This is a genomic window from Bacteroidota bacterium (assembly GCA_020161395.1).
Classification (GTDB): Bacteria; Bacteroidota; Ignavibacteria; order Ignavibacteriales; family Ignavibacteriaceae; genus UTCHB3.
This window is the reverse complement of the sequence record JAIUOE010000002.1, coordinates 277,470-294,357: the sequence shown is the minus strand read 5'-3', so window position 1 is coordinate 294,357 and position 16,888 is coordinate 277,470. Positions and strand designations below refer to the sequence as shown.

15 protein-coding genes and 1 tRNA gene are annotated in these 16,888 nt (G+C 37.0%); 15 read left to right on the top strand and 1 reads right to left on the bottom strand.

Annotation, left to right across the window (positions count from 1 at the left end; translation table 11 throughout):
* Positions 1-202 precede the first annotated feature (202 nt).
* Positions 203-5,104: a DUF11 domain-containing protein gene (locus LCH52_03910; GenBank protein MCA0387619.1), complete on the bottom strand. Its 4,902-nt coding sequence runs from the start codon at positions 5,102-5,104 to the stop codon at positions 203-205.
* A gap of 412 nt (positions 5,105-5,516) precedes the next feature.
* Between LCH52_03910 and LCH52_03905 the strand changes: the two genes are divergently transcribed.
* The 15 genes from LCH52_03905 (at position 5,517) to LCH52_03835 (ending at position 16,887) form a co-directional block, all read left to right on the top strand.
* Entirely contained in the window at positions 5,517-6,812 is a 1,296-nt protein-coding gene (locus LCH52_03905; GenBank protein MCA0387618.1) for a M20/M25/M40 family metallo-hydrolase, read from the top strand.
* Positions 6,813-6,864: 52 nt separating this feature from the next.
* Positions 6,865-8,046: an MFS transporter gene (locus LCH52_03900; protein MCA0387617.1), complete on the top strand. Its 1,182-nt coding sequence runs from the start codon at positions 6,865-6,867 to the stop codon at positions 8,044-8,046.
* A gap of 47 nt (positions 8,047-8,093) precedes the next feature.
* Positions 8,094-8,166: transfer RNA gene (locus LCH52_03895), tRNA-Ala, on the top strand.
* 459 nt (positions 8,167-8,625) lie between these two features.
* On the top strand, positions 8,626-8,796 hold the full coding sequence (locus LCH52_03890) for a hypothetical protein (protein MCA0387616.1): 171 nt from the start codon (positions 8,626-8,628) through the stop codon (positions 8,794-8,796).
* Positions 8,789-9,301: a GIY-YIG nuclease family protein gene (locus LCH52_03885; protein MCA0387615.1), complete on the top strand. Its 513-nt coding sequence runs from the start codon at positions 8,789-8,791 to the stop codon at positions 9,299-9,301. The genes LCH52_03890 and LCH52_03885 overlap by 8 nt, the downstream gene beginning before the upstream one ends.
* A 182-nt stretch (positions 9,302-9,483) precedes the next feature.
* Entirely contained in the window at positions 9,484-10,785 is a 1,302-nt protein-coding gene (locus LCH52_03880) for a helix-turn-helix domain-containing protein (GenBank protein ID MCA0387614.1), read from the top strand.
* 136 nt (positions 10,786-10,921) lie between these two features.
* The gene (locus tag LCH52_03875; protein MCA0387613.1) at positions 10,922-11,572 is read left to right on the top strand and encodes a hypothetical protein; all 651 of its coding nucleotides are present in this window, start codon (positions 10,922-10,924) and stop codon (positions 11,570-11,572) included.
* 77 nt (positions 11,573-11,649) lie between these two features.
* Positions 11,650-12,027: a hypothetical protein gene (locus LCH52_03870; GenBank protein MCA0387612.1), complete on the top strand. Its 378-nt coding sequence runs from the start codon at positions 11,650-11,652 to the stop codon at positions 12,025-12,027.
* 380 nt (positions 12,028-12,407) lie between these two features.
* Entirely contained in the window at positions 12,408-12,920 is a 513-nt protein-coding gene (locus tag LCH52_03865) for a hypothetical protein (GenBank protein MCA0387611.1), read from the top strand.
* The gene (locus tag LCH52_03860) at positions 12,907-13,089 is read left to right on the top strand and encodes a hypothetical protein (GenBank protein ID MCA0387610.1); all 183 of its coding nucleotides are present in this window, start codon (positions 12,907-12,909) and stop codon (positions 13,087-13,089) included. Before LCH52_03865 ends, LCH52_03860 begins: the two co-directional genes overlap by 14 nt.
* Positions 13,090-13,370: 281 nt before the next feature.
* Positions 13,371-13,835 carry a hypothetical protein gene (locus LCH52_03855; protein MCA0387609.1) on the top strand — a complete coding sequence of 155 codons (465 nt, stop codon included), beginning with the start codon at positions 13,371-13,373 and terminating at the stop codon, positions 13,833-13,835.
* Positions 13,792-15,675 carry a phage terminase large subunit family protein gene (locus LCH52_03850; protein MCA0387608.1) on the top strand — a complete coding sequence of 628 codons (1,884 nt, stop codon included), beginning with the start codon at positions 13,792-13,794 and terminating at the stop codon, positions 15,673-15,675. The genes LCH52_03855 and LCH52_03850 overlap by 44 nt, the downstream gene beginning before the upstream one ends.
* Before the next feature lies 1 nt (position 15,676).
* On the top strand, positions 15,677-15,868 hold the full coding sequence (locus LCH52_03845; GenBank protein MCA0387607.1) for a hypothetical protein: 192 nt from the start codon (positions 15,677-15,679) through the stop codon (positions 15,866-15,868).
* Positions 15,869-15,937: 69 nt separating this feature from the next.
* Positions 15,938-16,612, top strand: a complete 675-nt coding sequence (locus LCH52_03840; protein MCA0387606.1) for an N-acetylmuramoyl-L-alanine amidase — start codon at positions 15,938-15,940, stop codon at positions 16,610-16,612.
* A 2-nt stretch (positions 16,613-16,614) separates the two neighbouring features.
* A complete protein-coding gene (locus LCH52_03835; GenBank protein ID MCA0387605.1) occupies positions 16,615-16,887 on the top strand; it encodes a hypothetical protein in 273 nt (90 codons plus the stop codon).
* The last annotated feature ends 1 nt before the right edge of the window (position 16,888 follow it).

Sequence of the window (16,888 nt, the reverse complement as noted above, 5' to 3'; positions counted from 1 at the left end):
TTTTACATTTTTTTTCTGATTGGAAGATATTTTTTTAAGTCATCGGATATATATGTGAGGTACAGCACAGTTTCAGGGAAAATTAACTTTTTTTCCACGAAATTATAATGGTTGTGGGACGGGAATGGAAGCAAAAAAAAATGGCACCCGAACCCCGGATGCCACAAAAATTACTGCATTACTGCATTATTGGATTACTGCATTACTTGAGTAAAATCATTTTTCTTACTGCGTTAAAGTCACCGGCGATAACTTTATAGAAATAAACACCGCTCGACAGTTTTTTGGCGTCAAAATTGATTGAGTAGAACCCGGGTTCCTTGTCTTCATTAACCAAAGTTGCCACTTCAGAACCTTGAACATCGTAAATCTTGAGAGACACGAATGATTTCTGTGGTACAGCGAAACTTATCTGAGTCGAAGGATTAAACGGATTCGGGAAATTTTGATTCAGTTCGAATTTCGCAGGGATACCGTTGTTTTCGGTCTGAACAGAAGTCAATGGTGAATCGTTTTTGTAAAGGTATCCGGGTGAAGTACCGACAATAACCTGATTGTTCTGGTTTATATATATCGAACTAACGCCAAGAGCTGAAAGGCCAAGCATGTTGAAAGCCCCTGTCTGGTGATTTCTCACAGTGACACCTCCCGTGAAGGAGATGAAATAGAGATTATCGTTCTGATCACCTGTAATTCCGTAGGTATAGTTCAGGTTGGAGGAGAGGGCAAGATGTGTCCAAGATGATCCATTATCGTTGGAGGTGAAGACACCGGCTCCATATGTACCACAGATGAGTGACCCTTGTCCGTCGACATAAAGTGTCCAGACAAAATGGTTGTCTCCGGTTAGGCGGTCCCAACCGGTGCCGTTTGATCTGAAAACCCCGTCACCGAATGAACCTGCAAACAGGGTTCCCTGCGCATTTATTGCAAGGGTGTTGATATTGTTATTTGTCAGACCCGTGTTCATGGCTGTCCATGTATTTCCATTGTCGGCAGATTTATAAACACCACTTCCCCATGTGGAAACATAGATGATACCCTGAGAATCAACAACAATCGATCTGGTATCTTTCCCGTTCAGGGTGGAGAGTTCCCAGCTTGCACCATTATCTGAAGAGATATAGATACCCTGTTCGGTAGCAGCAAGAATTTTTCCGTTCTGGAGTACTTTTATATTCCAGATAAGGGTGGCATTGTTAATGGTATTGAGTAATTGTGTCCAGTTGGTACCGTTGTCGGTGGATTTGTAAACCACACCTCCAAGAGTTCCGGCGAACAGAATATTAGTGTTGTCACGGGCAATGGTCATGACCATCTGATCCTGCCCAAAGTTGGTCATGTAGTTCCAGTTTCCAAAGTTGAGATTTGGAGCGGGAACGATATTAGTGACATGAATCTTTACTTTGGAATAATCATCTTCCGAAGGATCGTTATTACCGGGGGTTGAGTCGGGATCATACTGATCGGCGGACATGATTTCCGCAACATTCCAGATATCTTTGTTTATTGGAATATTTCCCATAAAATTGGAAAGATTAAACTGTCCGCTTCCTGTTACATTATATGCTATCATCTGTCCATTGTGAACACCTGAAGGGAAAGTAACATAAGCGAACGGAGCGAGAACGGCACCCCGGATGTCGATACCAACAATCCTGAGAGCAGTGGCTTCATAGAAATTATAGATTACATTTTCTTTTGCTGTTCCGGTTACTGTAAGTCCACCTGTCCAGCTTACATTTGTTCCGCTGACATTCACCAATACGGCAGAACCGTTCGGTACATTCAATGCAACGCTGTTTGCCTGGGAGAGTTGTGCACCTGATACCGAGAATACATTCAGGAATGGATTTGTACCTGTAAGTTCAAGTCCGTTCCATTCAAAATGGGTGGAGCCATTCACAGGATAGAGGCTGATGGAAGTTGAAAGACTCTGCAGATAAGTGGCTGCTGCAGCGAAGTCTATAACTGTATCTTTTCTAAGTGTTCCGTTGTTGATGGAAACACCATTAATCGGCAGGTTGGTGGAGTTGCCATACACCACATTTCCTGAATAGATGGCTCCTGAGATATATGTAAGATTTCTTCCGACGATCAGAATATCTTCAGTTCCGTTCGAGTTTGGATACTTGTCACCAAAACTGTAACCGGCTACATTCACATCTCTGCCTATCGCAGCTTTACCCTCAACATCCGATGAAGGAGCGGAAAAATCGTTCAAAACAAAGAGGTTGAAGCCTGTCGCGGGTCCGAGATTGATTACAGTAGCACTAAGGCTGTCAAAGATAACTTTTGCAGTAATATGCAAGGTTGCAGAACCACCTGACGGAATTGGACCCGTTTCCCACTCGTCTGTAGCAATATTGTACAGACCCTGCGAGGTTGAATGAGACTGATAGACCAGACCATTCGGCAGTTTGTCATATACTGTGGAATTTGTTGATGCTGAGGGCCCGTTATTGGTAATCGTTATTGTGTAGTTAATGGTTGTGCCATCTCCCGGGTTTGCATCATCAACTGTCTTCAAAATACTCAGATCGGAAGAGGCTGCCGTAAAGTTTACGGACGCGGTTCTGTCACCCAAAGTCGGGTCTATCTCGTGTGAAAACTTGATCGATGCCGTATTGGTTAAACCTATCGATGATGTTATATTAACCGTTATCAGCAAGACGACACTGTCACCGTTGGCGATTGTGCCAATAAACCATTCACCCGATACCGGGTCGTAGACACCCTGTGTGACAGTTGAACTCACATAACTCAAACCACTTACGAGTGAATCCTGTGCAATTACTCCTGTTGCAGCCGTTGGTCCGTTGTTTTTCAGAACAACTCTGAATGTTGCCTGCTGACCATACTGAGGAGCCTGTGGAGACACTGATTTGCTGATGGAAAGATCAGCAACCTGAATCGGAATTGTGGCACTGTCTTTCCTGTCCAATGGAAATGGATCCGACTGATCAGCCGCAGTTATTTCTGCAATATTGGTAATTATATTCGGTGAAGTTTTTGTTCCAACGAGAGTTAGAACCACATCACCTGCATTATTGATAGTACCGATGTTCCAGTCACCTGTAGCGGGGACATACGAACCCTGGGAGGCAGTATGAGAAACATATGATATACCTGCTGGAAGTTTGTCATTTACCATTACATTTGTCGCATTACCGGGACCATCATTTGACACCGTTATGGTATAAGTGACAGTTGAGCCAACGGTTGGATTGGCAGGAGTTACTAATTTCCTGATTTTCAAGTCTGCAGAATTAACAGGATTTATCGAAACAGAAGCGTAATCGTCTTCGGCAGGATTTCCATTGTTTGGGCTCGAATCGGGATCGGTCTGATCAAGAGATTTTACTTCTGCGAAATTGGTAATTCCTGTGGTACCATTTACCAAAACTGTGATTCTTAAAGAATCAGTTCTGCCCGGATTCATTGTACCGATAACCCAGTCACCTGTGGCATCGTCATAGGTTCCTGTTGAGGAGGAATAACTAACGAATTGCAAACCTGAGGGGAGGAGATCGTTAACACTTACGCTGGTTGCGATTTCCGGTCCTGAATTTGTCACTTTAACTGTATATACGATATTGCTTCCGACCACGGGAGCAGAATTTGAAACTGTTTTAGTAAGTGACAGATCGGATAATGAGATAATTGGTGCCGTAACTGTGGCAGACTGACTTGAGTAGTCTCTGATTGGAATGGACTGACTTTTGTAGGTTGCCAAAGCGAAATTGTTTGCACTCAAACTGTCGGGGAGTGGCTGGTCAGTCACCACTTTGAAGCTGACGGCAGTCGATTCACCGGGATTAAGATTACCTCCGGTAGAAGATGTTGCACCCGATCCAAGGTTAAAGTTTACTTTTCCTGAAGCAAAAAATGCCTGATCGTCACCTGCTGCATCGGTTTTATTTCCGCTGTTTGCTCCGCTTGTAACAACCATGCTGCCGGGAAGATAAGTCATGTAATTCTGAATTGAGTCGACAACTACTACTTTGTTGGCGGCATCCTGTCCGTTGTTTACGAGACTGACAGTGTAGAGAAGGGTATCGCCAGGAGTTACACTTCCACCATTCAGATCTGTGAAATTTTTAGTGATGTTAATGTCAGGTGCGAAGATGTCGATAACTGTTGTAACCACACCGGGATTGTAGCTTTCACCTCCGGTTGTAAGATTAAGCACAGCACTTGTCTGCCCGTTGCTCAATTTTCCGGTTGCATCCACGATGTCAATATCAAGTCCCAACTGATTTGCATAGTTTGGATTTTTATCAGTTATCAGAGTGCCGAATCTGCTGATTGTACTGTTAAAGAAGTTGGATGCAGGATTTAATCCGTTTGAGATAACCTGATTGTTAAATTTGAGAGCATCGCCAGTCAAATCAGCATCACCGTCGTAAGCAACTACGCCGAGGGCAACATTCACAGGACCGAAAAGGGGTGTTGTAAATCCACTTATAGTAATATTTACATTAGCATTGCTTGTACTTACATTTGCCAAACCGTCAAAAACTGTCAGGTTTCTTTGTGGTTTTGAAGGGTCTCTGTAAACAACGACAAGTGCCCATCCAGCCCATGTGTTTGTACCGGTATTTGTTCTGACATTTGCTGTAATGTATGTGCCTGTACCACCAGCCTGGACGAGGGAAGTCACATCTTTAAAACCTTGATAACCGTAGCTGTTGTCGTAGGTGATACCTGTCAGACTCACATATCCACCCGATGCGGGTGTTTTGAACAATGCCGTATTTCTTGCAGAATTGGTTGAGATGCCGTTCCAGTAGAGGCCCGCCCATAACACCGTAGCACCTGCGGGGAGAGTGAAATTTGCAGAACTGGAGTTAAAAGTGGAGGCATCACTGTCAATATCAATATTTACCATGCTGTAGCTGTTGTTGTTACCGCCGCAGTTTCCCGCAGGGCATTTCAACAATGCGTTTCCAAATATTTGAATATCACCCTTTTCATTAGATTGAAACCTGGGTTGAAACGGTGTTGTGACCTGGGAAAAAATCTCTGGTGTGCCCGTAAGCAACAGCGCAAGGAACATTGCAATTGCAATAACCTTTGAAAAAATTGTCTTGTTATTCGGCATGTTATTCATCTGACATATAATTGATTAAAAAATAAAGAATGAATATGCAAAAACCGTACCAAAAGGTATTATGCTGTTTTCGAATTAAAATAAAGATATTTCCATTCTCAAAATGAGAATAATCATGAATTGTGTCTCATAATAATACAGGTAAAATGTTCCAATCCAACATCCGGATATTCGGTTCTGCCATTACTGCCTCAACAGATTATATACCCGGATTCACCCACATTTATTTTCATTGAATATTCTCTCCGATTAAAGTATCTTTGCGTTTCATTTTTTCAGGTACCTTTATCGGCTTATGAGACGCTTTTTCTGCTTATTACTACTCGCCCTGTCTGTATTATCTTTTAGTTCCGCTTCTCAATCCATCGAAAAAACCGACTCCACACTGGAGAAGACTTTTCGGATGATGCACAGAACTGCCCTTGTTGACACATTCGGCTATAATCTTCTTCGTGAACTTTGCACAATCGGCAGCAGATTAGCCGGAAGCAAAAATCTTGTTCGAGCTGAGGATTTTTTCATACAGAAGTTAAAAGAAATTGGTGTAGATACAGTTTACACACAGACTTTTACTACCGTAAACTGGCAGAGAGGGAGCAGAGAGAAATTCAAGTTGCGCGGGAAAAACACAGGCGCTGATACATATTTTAATATCGCTGCTTTGGGCGGTTCGGTTGGTACGGAAGGAATCTTAAGAGGTTCAGTTATAGAAATATCCGATTTTGATGAGCTGGAAAAAAGAAAAGAGGAAGTAAAAGGAAAGATTGTTTTCTTTAATTTCGAATTCCCACAGGATGTTTACGAATCTTTTGAATCGTATGGACCTGCAGTAAACTACAGGGTTAATGGAGCACACAGAGCTGCGGATTACGGTGCAACGGCAGTACTTATCCGGTCAGTGGCATCAAATTTTGACGACACTCCTCACACAGGTACTTTAAGATACTTCGATACGATTCCCAAAATTCCTGCTGCTGCTCTCGGAGTTCAGAGTGCAATCAGGTTAAATAAAATTCTTGCCGGCATCGCTCAATCTCCGAATCCGGAAAAATACATTTTTGAACTGGAACTCGACTGTCAAACAAAGGGGAACACGACTGTTCGAAATATTATCGCAGAAATTTGGGGGAGCGAAAGACCGAACGAAATAATAGTCACTGGGGCTCACCTCGATTCATGGGATAAAGGGGACGGGGCTCACGATGACGGAGCCGGTTGTGTACAGGCTGTGGAAGTCCTTCAATTGATTAAAAAAACGGGATTCAGACCGAAAAGAACCATCAGGGCTGTGCTTTTTGCAAACGAGGAAAACGGGCTTGTTGGTGGAAAAGGTTACGGCGAATTTGCTGCTGCTGAAAAAAATACCCATTATGCAGCTATAGAGTCAGACAGGGGAGGTTTCACTCCCAGGGGTTTCAGTGTCGATTCGACTCCGGAAATTATCAGCAAAATGGAATCATGGCTACCTTACTTTAGAAGAACAGGCATCGAATGGTTCCGAAAAGGGGGAAGTGGTGCCGACATTTCACGAATAAAAAATGCCAGGGCGCTGATTGGTTATGTCCCTGACAGCCAGCGCTACTTCGATTTTCACCATTCAGATAATGATGTTTTTGAAGCAGTTAATCATCGGGAACTTGAACTCGGTTCAGTTGCTATAACAATATTAACAATTTTGATTTCAGAGTTTGGTTTCTAAAAAAATAAAACCGGTATTACGGAAAATAAATCCCTGGAGTTCGCTCGCACGGATGCCGAAGAGCATGTGGGCTATCTCATTCGCAACTTTCATCAACCGTGCCGGGTCGATGTTCCTGACTTTTCTTGCAATCTATCTGACAAAATATCAGGGATACTCGATAGATTATGCCGGGTATGTACTTGCCGCGTATGGAATCGGATCGCTTGCAGCGGGTCCTGTTGTAGGAAAACTTGCGGACAAGTTTGGCAATATGCCGATAATGAAACTCTCCCTTTTTCTAAGTGCTGTAGTTCTCTTCATCTTCCCGTTTTTTCACGAATTCTGGATGATAATTGTTCTGACGACACTTCTTTCCTGGGTGAGCGAGGGATTCAGACCTGCAAACCTTGCTTTGATTTCGGAAATTGTAAAGCCCGAAGACCGTAAAATAGCCTTTGCGTTGAACCGTCTGGCAGTTAATCTTGGATTCAGTATAGGTCCGCTTCTCGGTGGATTTTTAATAATTTTTGATTACCACTGGATGTTCATTTTCGACGGTCTCACCTCACTGTCTGCTTTGGCTTTTCTCTATTTCACTTCGCTTTCACGGGAAGAGAAGGAACGGAGGGAGGTGGCGGAAAGAGGACGGCAGGCTGGTGAAACAAAGTTGAATCCGTTCAAAGACCCCCGACTGATCTACTATGTGATAGCACTGTCACCAGTTTACATCGTTTTTTTCTCGCAAATCAGTACCGTTTCGCTCTATGTTGTCAACGAACTTAAGTTTCCCGAACCATTCATCGGCGTCCTCTTTTTGGTGAATACAATAATGATTATTTTCCTTGAAGTGCCGATCAATAATGCAATGACCGACTGGGAAGACCGAAAACTGCTCAGTCTCGGAGGTATCCTCACAGGGATAGGTTTCGGAATGTTTGCTTTCTCCACCACAGTACCCGCACTTGTAATATGCATGGTCATATTGACTTTTGGCGAGATGATATTTTCTCCGGCTTCAGCAAACTATCTTGCAGAAATAGCCCCAGTCAATTCGAAGGGAATGTACATGGGATTTCTGCAGCTTGTATTTAATATCTCACTGTTTATTGGTCCCGCAACAGGTGCTTTCATGATGGAAGGACTGGGGTCGAAGTGGATGTGGATTGCCTGCTTTGTTATGTCAATACTGGGTGTGGCTCTTATGTGGAGAATGAGGACGGAAGATCCAAAACTGGCACCCGAATCCAGGTAACTTTTGCACAGAAAATAAATTTTTTTTATATTTGCAGTCTGAATTCCGGGGATATAGCTCAGTTGGGAGAGCGCTTGAATGGCATTCAAGAGGTCAGGGGTTCGACTCCCCTTATCTCCACCCTTTAACCCTTAAAATGTTGCGTTTTTAGCTCATTTTAAGGGTTTTTCATTTTAAACCAATTTGTGCTAATACTCCGATTTTGTTAAAAAACAGTGATTTGAAGGGGAAATATAGCACAAAAATAGCACAGTTCCTATGCATAAAATATGATTTTATATATATTTAGCTGAAAAAATAGCACAGGTAAAATTTTAAATACAGTTTTACGCTTGTAAATTTATTGTAGGTTAAACTAAAAAAATTATATTTATTGTAGTTATAAGGCATAATAATCTCCAATTATGTTAGCCACTCTTTTTAGGGTGGCTTTTTTTATGTCTATATAGTACTCGGTCGTTCGACCGACGCTTTTTTTAAAAAAAGTTGAAGTTTTTTGAAAAAAAATTGATGTTTGGGAAATCTCAACTGTATTTATACTCATAATTAATCAATGTTAAATATTATGAGGAATCTCAAATGAAAACAAACACATCAAAATCCAAAAATATCACTATCACTATGAGACTGGATACTATCAATGAATTAAAATTATACAGTCAGGAAAGTTTAATTCCTATGTCTGCACTGATTCAAAAATTAGTGGAAACATTTTTGAACAATCAAAAATCAGGTGGTTCAAATGAGTAATACAAATGAAATACCTGAAATACCATGTTATAAAGACTATGAAGATAAGAGGCAATATAAAATAGATTACCTACGATGGAGACGAAAATATGATAATAATTTTAGAGAGACTAATCTAAATCGAGTTAAAGCAAAATATCATAATGATCCAGCAACAAGGGATAGACATTTAATGTTAAGGAAATCTGCAACTTATACAGTTTATAAAATAACCAACTCGATTAATGACTTTGTATATATCGGTTCAACTGGTTATAGACTAACTGGTAGATTAAGTAGTCATTATGCATCTATATTCAGTTCAGATCGTAAATCAAAGTTTTTTGAGTTTGTTCGAAGTGTATCTGATAAAAATTCATTTTATGAAATATTTAAAATTGAACCAATTATTGAAGGGATTGAAACTAAACAACAAGCGATACAAATGGAAATAAAGACTATCCAATATTATATATCCAATGGAATTGAATTATTGAATACTGAATTTATGGCATCTATAAATTAATTTAAAAATATTGAAAAATAAATCGTGCTAAAATGAGTGTTTGGAAAAATAAAATACTATTTATAAAGGTATTAGCGACGGCTAATATACCATCCTTGGTTAAATTGTTAAGTGGGAGTGTAACAGCTCCCACATTTAAATCAGGATGGAAATTTTAACAATTTAACAAAAGGAGATTCCACATGGAAACTGCAAAAAATTACAATCCTATTAATACTGCATCAATGATAAAATTACATTCAAGTTCAAAATTATATGAATCTGGAAAAAGATTTTATTCAACTACTGACAATGAAGCAATTACAAATCCAAATGTTACATCTGCTGCATTCCGTATCTTAATGTATTTACTTTCAAACAATGAATCGTTTTCACCTAATCAAAAAGTAATTGCACGCAAATTAAGTATGTCAAAAAATACGGTTAAAGATGGAATACAAAATTTAATTGAAAATGGATATTTGAAAATTGATCAGACTGGACATAATAGATACCACTATACAATTTCAGCTATCTCATTTCAGGGGTCAAAAACCGACCCTACAAATAATAAAATTCAGGGGTCAAAAATTGACCCTACAAATACTAAAGTTAGGGGTCAAAAATTGACCCCTGAAAAACAGGCTAAAAATCAGGGGTCAAATATTGAGGGGTCAAATATTGAGGGGTCAAATATTGAGGGGTCAAATATTGAGGGGTCAAAAACTGGGCTACTTAATAATGATAACTTAAATAATGAAAACTCTAATAATGAAAACTTAAATAGTGATAATTTTAATAGTAATTCCACTGGGATACTTGATAAAAAATCTTCGCCTAAAGGCTCGATTTTTTATAGTGAAAATTTTGCTTCGCAAGCTCTGCAAAATGTTCCACAGTCTGACAATGTAATTTTTGAAAAAATTAAAGCTGAGAGTAAAATAATAATGAGAGATTTACCAATTGATACCACAGCTATTAAAATTGAAAATTTAACTAATAATGAAAGTGAAAAAAATATGAAAATTAAATTAAACGATAATGAAATAATTGATGACAATGAAATGTTTCCTGATATTACAGCTAATTTAAAAATTGAAGATGAAAATAATAAATTAGATAGTATTAATGTATCCACAGCCATTAATGATTCCGCTCAGGAAAACATAAATAGTAATAATGATAGTGTTCATTCCGCAATAGATGTTATAACACCTATTATTGAAAAGACTGAACAACAAAAATTAAATGATAATTTATATGATAAGGCATTTAGTTTATTTGGGGATGGATTGTATACAAAGATTGATAATTTAGATGCAATGGTAGATGATGCCTTTGGTGCAGATGCAAGGAAAAAAATAATAACAAATACAGAGCCAGATGATACGGATTGGAAACCAGTTGGAAAAATAGATACAGCTACATTAAAAGCAAATGCTGACAAGTATTTGAATCAGTCTTTTATAAACGATACATCATTTGATCCAACATTAGATATATAATTAGTAAAAATATACATAGTAAAATTAATATGAAAAACAAGGTAAAAATATTTGCCCAATTCAGATTTTTTTTGTATATTAGAGGAGCAAATAAAAATAATTAATCATAAACGATTGGAGTAATAACATGGAAAATATGAAAATTGAAGTTTGGAGCAACAAACTGAATAAAATGGTACAATTTGAAACACAGCAAGAGTTAGTTGATTCAGAGGAATTTAGTGAGTGGATTGATGAACAACTGGTAAATATATACATGGAATATAAAATTGATCCAGATGCACCTGAAGAGGATGTTCGAGAGTTCTTTATTAATGGATGTTGGGAACTGAATGGAAATGGTGGAAATACTCTTTATCCAAATTTAAAAAATCCAGCAGATTTTTGTTGGAGCAATTTTAAAAGAGATCATTGCATTGAACAGGATAGGTTATATGTTAAGAGTGCACACAGTGGAACAAGTGAAGAGGAAATTGCAAAGGCAATAGTATTAGCTGAAAATGATGGAAATGTGATATATGATGGTACTTACATGAAATTTTCAGACATGAATTATCGTATTTCAGTGGAGATATATGAAAACGATGAATATCCACATGAATATCCAGATATATATACCATATATGATGGAAATCCAAAAGAACATGAATGTGATTGTGAAGGAATATGGAATGATGATGGAGAGTGGGAATGTGAATGTGAATGTGAAGATGAAGATGATACTTGGGAAATGACAGATGAACAAGTACAGGAAATATTAAAAGACTATCGTATTATTTGGATGTAATTTTTCCATGTTGTTATCCAAGCCCAGCCTAAAAAACTGGGCTTTATTTTTTTTAAATTAAATAAGGAATAAATAATATGCCATATCATAAAAATGAATTAAGTGAAAATGATAAAATTGAAATCGTAAAATTGTATAAAGCAAAAATGAGCTTAGGTAAATTAAGTGCTAGATATAAAGTTGGTGTACAGCAAATAACAGATGCTCTCGATGAAGCTGGTATACCACGCAAAAGGAACAAAAAACAAATTGCATCTGGATGGAAAGACAATGAAAAAAGACCAGACACAATCACGGTTACAAAAGCCACACCAGAGTACTTTGATTACCTAACTGATATAATGGCACAAGCTGGTAGGATGAAAGGTGATCCAGTTGCAAATTATGAAATGTTATCCAAACAAAATCCATTTAAAGGGATAAAAAGACATACTATAACAAAGCACAGGAAATAGTTTATTATGTTGTACCATATATAGTTTATCATGTTGTTTAAGGCTGGTTAATCCAGCCTTTTTCATTTTAAAAATAAATGTTAAAAATATTACAAATTCCAGTCAATTTTTAAAATAAATTTATATTTATAAGTAATTAATAAATCATATAATCATTGGAGATATAATATGGAAAAGATATTGGAATTGGAAAAAAACTTAAAAGATATACAAATAAGATTAGCAATAATAGAGATAAAAGAGATGCTGAAAAGATTGGGAGAACAAAAATGCAAATAATACATAATACAGGCAACCAACGCAAATTAATGCACAATACCCAAATGGACATATCTAATAGATATATGCCAGTCGCATTGCAATGGATACAAGATAATATAATGTACAAATACGATAATGTAATCTGCACACTTCACAGTAACAACCCAACTGATATTGAAAAACATATTGATGCAACTATAACATACCAACATAAATCTATAAATCTATCAAAGACATTCCAGATAAAAACCATACAAGATATGGATTATAATCACTTCACTATTGAATATATGAATAATAGATTCACTAATGAATGGGGAGAGATTAAGGATATTGAAGCAGATTATTATCTGCATTGTAGAGTGGCATATGATAAGATATGGAATGTAGGATTAGTAAATGTATCAAAGTTAAAAGAGGCATTATATAATGATCGATTCAAATATACTATCCATGATAACCCAGATAGCAATGCCAACTTTATGTGTGTGGATTGGGATATACTTAATGCATTAGATGGTGTAGTAGTATGCCACCACAATAATACAGCAGAGTACAACATAGCAAAGCAAATTAAAATGAATGCAATGATTCAACAAATTAAAGCGGAGATAGATAATGAAACAAGATAACAATGAAAAGATTTGGGCAAATGGATTAACAATAGATAAGACGATTGAAGAGTACAACAGGATATACAGGAAAATTACATTACAACATTTGAAGATATATAAATGCAAACATAAGACAGATATAGTGGCAAAGATATATGCAGGAAAAATAAATGAGACTGAACTATAAATTTTATATTTATATGAAAATAGTAGGAAAGGCAAATAGTGCAAATAAAAAATAAATCAAAGCATACATATTAATGAACGCATTAGAGCGTCACCAGAGCACGAACAGACTCAAAGAGGATATATGATATGCCTAAAAGATTTAATCGTTACAGTGCCTTTCCTATGCGTTATATGGGGCAATTAGAGCAAGGTACTCCTACAGTTGGCACATATACGCTGTAGGCTGTTCGCCAAAACTAAAATTAGATGAGATTGAAAAATAGTGAAAGTGTAAATGATATGAAATACAATGAAATTGAAATAACTAAACAGGATATGAAAGTAATTTTCAAAATCTCATTGCAGACTATTGAAAAATTAATCCAGACAAATTCAGACTTTCCAAAAATACAGCCTACTAAAAAATACAACCTGTTAGAGTGCATTCATTTTTTTCAAAAAAACGGAACGACTAAAGCTAATACAACCACAGATGCAAAATTAAGACTGTTGGAATTACAATCTAAAAAATTGGAACTTAGTATAAGAGAACAGGAAAATGAACTGGTTGAAATTGATCACATAAAAGATACAATTCAAAAAATCACACAAAAAATTAAGCAAACCTTAGAGCAATTGCCACGCAAAATTTCAAAAAAAACTGATAACAGATCAGAGATGGAAATTGAGGTAATTGCAAAAGACATTATTGCTGTTGAAATTGAAAAACTATTACGGGATATTGATAATGTTCAGGGGAAATGAAAAATTTGACCAATATTTTTTTAATAAAATAAAGGATATCCAGACTAAAAAAACCATTCCACTTTCAAAATGGAGTGAGGAAAACATTGTTCTTTCATCTGCGTATGCTGCTGAAACAGGTCAATTTCAATGCATTAGTTTTCAGAGAGATATATTAGATTCCATAAGTGACCCATTGAATCGACAAGTTGTAATAGTAGCCAGTAGTCAAATTGGAAAATCACAAATCCTGTCAAACTTTTTAATTTATCAAATAGTGGAAGACCCATCCCCAACATTGTATGTTCATTATAGTTTGAAAATGGCAACAAAATATGTGAAAACAAGATTTCGTAGTATGCTACGAGATATGCCAGTTCTTGCTGGTACAGTGGATATGGATTCAAGGAAAGCTGGTAATACGCTCGACTATGTCGAGTATGCTGGTGGTTCAATTACTCATGTTGGTAGTAATTCACCTGGGGGTCTCGCATCTGCTGCAATTAGGTATCTCATACTCGATGAAGTGGATAGGTATTCCGATAATGTGGAAGGTGATCCAGTTCAAATTGCATCCCAGAGAACTAAGACATATGCAAGGAATCGTAAAATTATAATGGCAAGTTCACCAGCGAACATTGAAACTTCAAAAATCTGGCATGAATTCCAAAATACAAATCAACAATATTTCCATGTACCATGTGTTAATTGTGGACACTTCCAGCCTTTAGATTTTAAGCAAATGCGATGGACTGAAACAGATGGAAACACAGACGATATACATTATATATGTCCTAATTGCTCCACTAAAATCTATGAAAAACATAAAAATGAAATGGTGGAAAAGGGAAAATGGGTTGCATCTAATACAAAAAAATCTGTTGGATTCCATATAAATGAGTTGTATTCACCATTTTCAAGTTGGGATGACATAGTAAAAAGATTTGTTGAGGCTAATGAATTAGCAAAGGCAGGTGACTACTCTAAGATACAAGTATTCCGTAATACTACTCTTGCATTGCCTTGGGAAGAGGATTACAGTTCAGATGTTGATATACCAGAGATATTAACAAGAGTTGAAGAGTTCAGTAGGGATACAAAAGACTATGTAATTACAACATTAGGTTTGGACACACAAGATTCACGAGTGGAAGGTGTATTAGTTGGTTGGGATAATAATGAAGAGAGTTGGATACTTGATAGACCTATATTTCCTGGGAATCCCAGCCTACCTGAATTTTGGACAGATGTGGAAAAATATATTATTGAACGCAATATTACGATAACAAACATAGACTCTGGTGGACATAATACGGATGCAGTATATCAATTTTGCAAAAACAACATTCACAATAAAGTATACCCAATTAAAGGTTCAGGCGATAACATACGGAGTGTATGCGATTACAGACCCAGTTTTAAAAACCGTTACAGAGTACCATTGTATTTTGTAGGCACAATTAGTGCAAAAACTATGCTGTATCAGAGAGCAAAGATATTGAAAAAGTCTGGTGGCGGTGTAATACATTGGCATAAAGACATATGCGATGAAAGATTTTTTAATCAGTTTTTTTCAGAGCGTATGGTAAAATCCAAACAGGGAAAGGCGTATTATGAAAAGATTAGTGAAAAAGCAAACAATGAAGTCTTAGACTGTATGGTATATGCCTTGCATGGGTTGAAAACTTTGAATGTGAACTGGAAACTACTTTTGGAAAATACTGAAAAAAGAGAACGCAATGTGGAATTGGAACAGTCTGAAAATGAAAAGATGATTGAAAAGGTCACAGCAGTTCCACAGCCACAGCAACAACAGGTAGTACAAAAATTACACAGACAATCTTATGCAAAAAGGTGGTAACATGATCGCAAAATATGGAAGGAAGTTCTTAATCCTAATAATCTCATTGATTTTTTATATCGGTGTGACAATATATTGTCTACTAAATGCAGTGCCAGATACAGGTACAATATTAGTAAGTGTAGCAACTGGATTAACAATGATTACAGGTGCATACTTTGCAGGAAATGTTGCACAAAAAAATAAGGTATAACTAAAAAAAAATACAATCTAAACTAAAAATAATATATTTATTTAATATAATAAAGAGGATAATTAATTAATGACATTAGACCTAACAAAAGATATAATACAATATCCAATGCCTTTGAACCAATATATGCAAGTTGAAACTGCAAAAAATGCAGTTGTATTACATGGCACAGCAGGAAATGCACAAGCAAAAAATGTATATGATTATTGGAATAGCACAGCAGAGAGAGTTGCAACTTGTGTAGTTGTAGCTGGAGACGGAAAGATATGGCAGGGATTTAGTTCCAAATTTTGGGGTGCACATATCGGACAGGCACACGGATTAGCAAAGTGGGGATTGCCATTTTACGATTACAGTCAAAATACTATTGGTGTAGAGATTTGCAACTGGGGATTCCTAACTAAAAAAGGGGAAAAGTTTTATTCATGGACTAATCAGGAAGTCCCAAAAGATCAGGTAGTTGAGTATCCCAGAGGATTCAGAGGACAAAAATATTTCCAAAAATACACTCAGGCACAAATTGATAGTGTGGAAAAATTACTACGATATTGGAATAAGATATATGGTATTCCGTTGGATTATCGTGAAAAAGATATGTGGGAATTGAGTGAAAATGCACACCGTAAAGTTGCTGGGATTTATACACATAATTCATACAGACTTGACAAATCCGACATCCATCCACAGCCTGAAATGATAGCAATGTTAAAAAATTTAAATATAAAAATTGAAGAGGAAAAATAACTATGAACGGTACAAAATTTATTAGTGCAAATTCGGCTGTTACAGCAAGTGTAGGGAAAACATTCACATCGATTCAGATAGTAAATGATACAAAATTTCACACACTTACCAGAGCAGATGGATATAGTCACACCAATATCACAGGTTCAATTGCATTTGCTAGTACAGATAGTGGAAGTGCAGTGCAATGGGCTAGTGGTACAATAATTTATGGTCGATATACTACTATTCAGGTTCACACTGGATCAGCAGTTTTAGCGTATGAAACTGTATAAC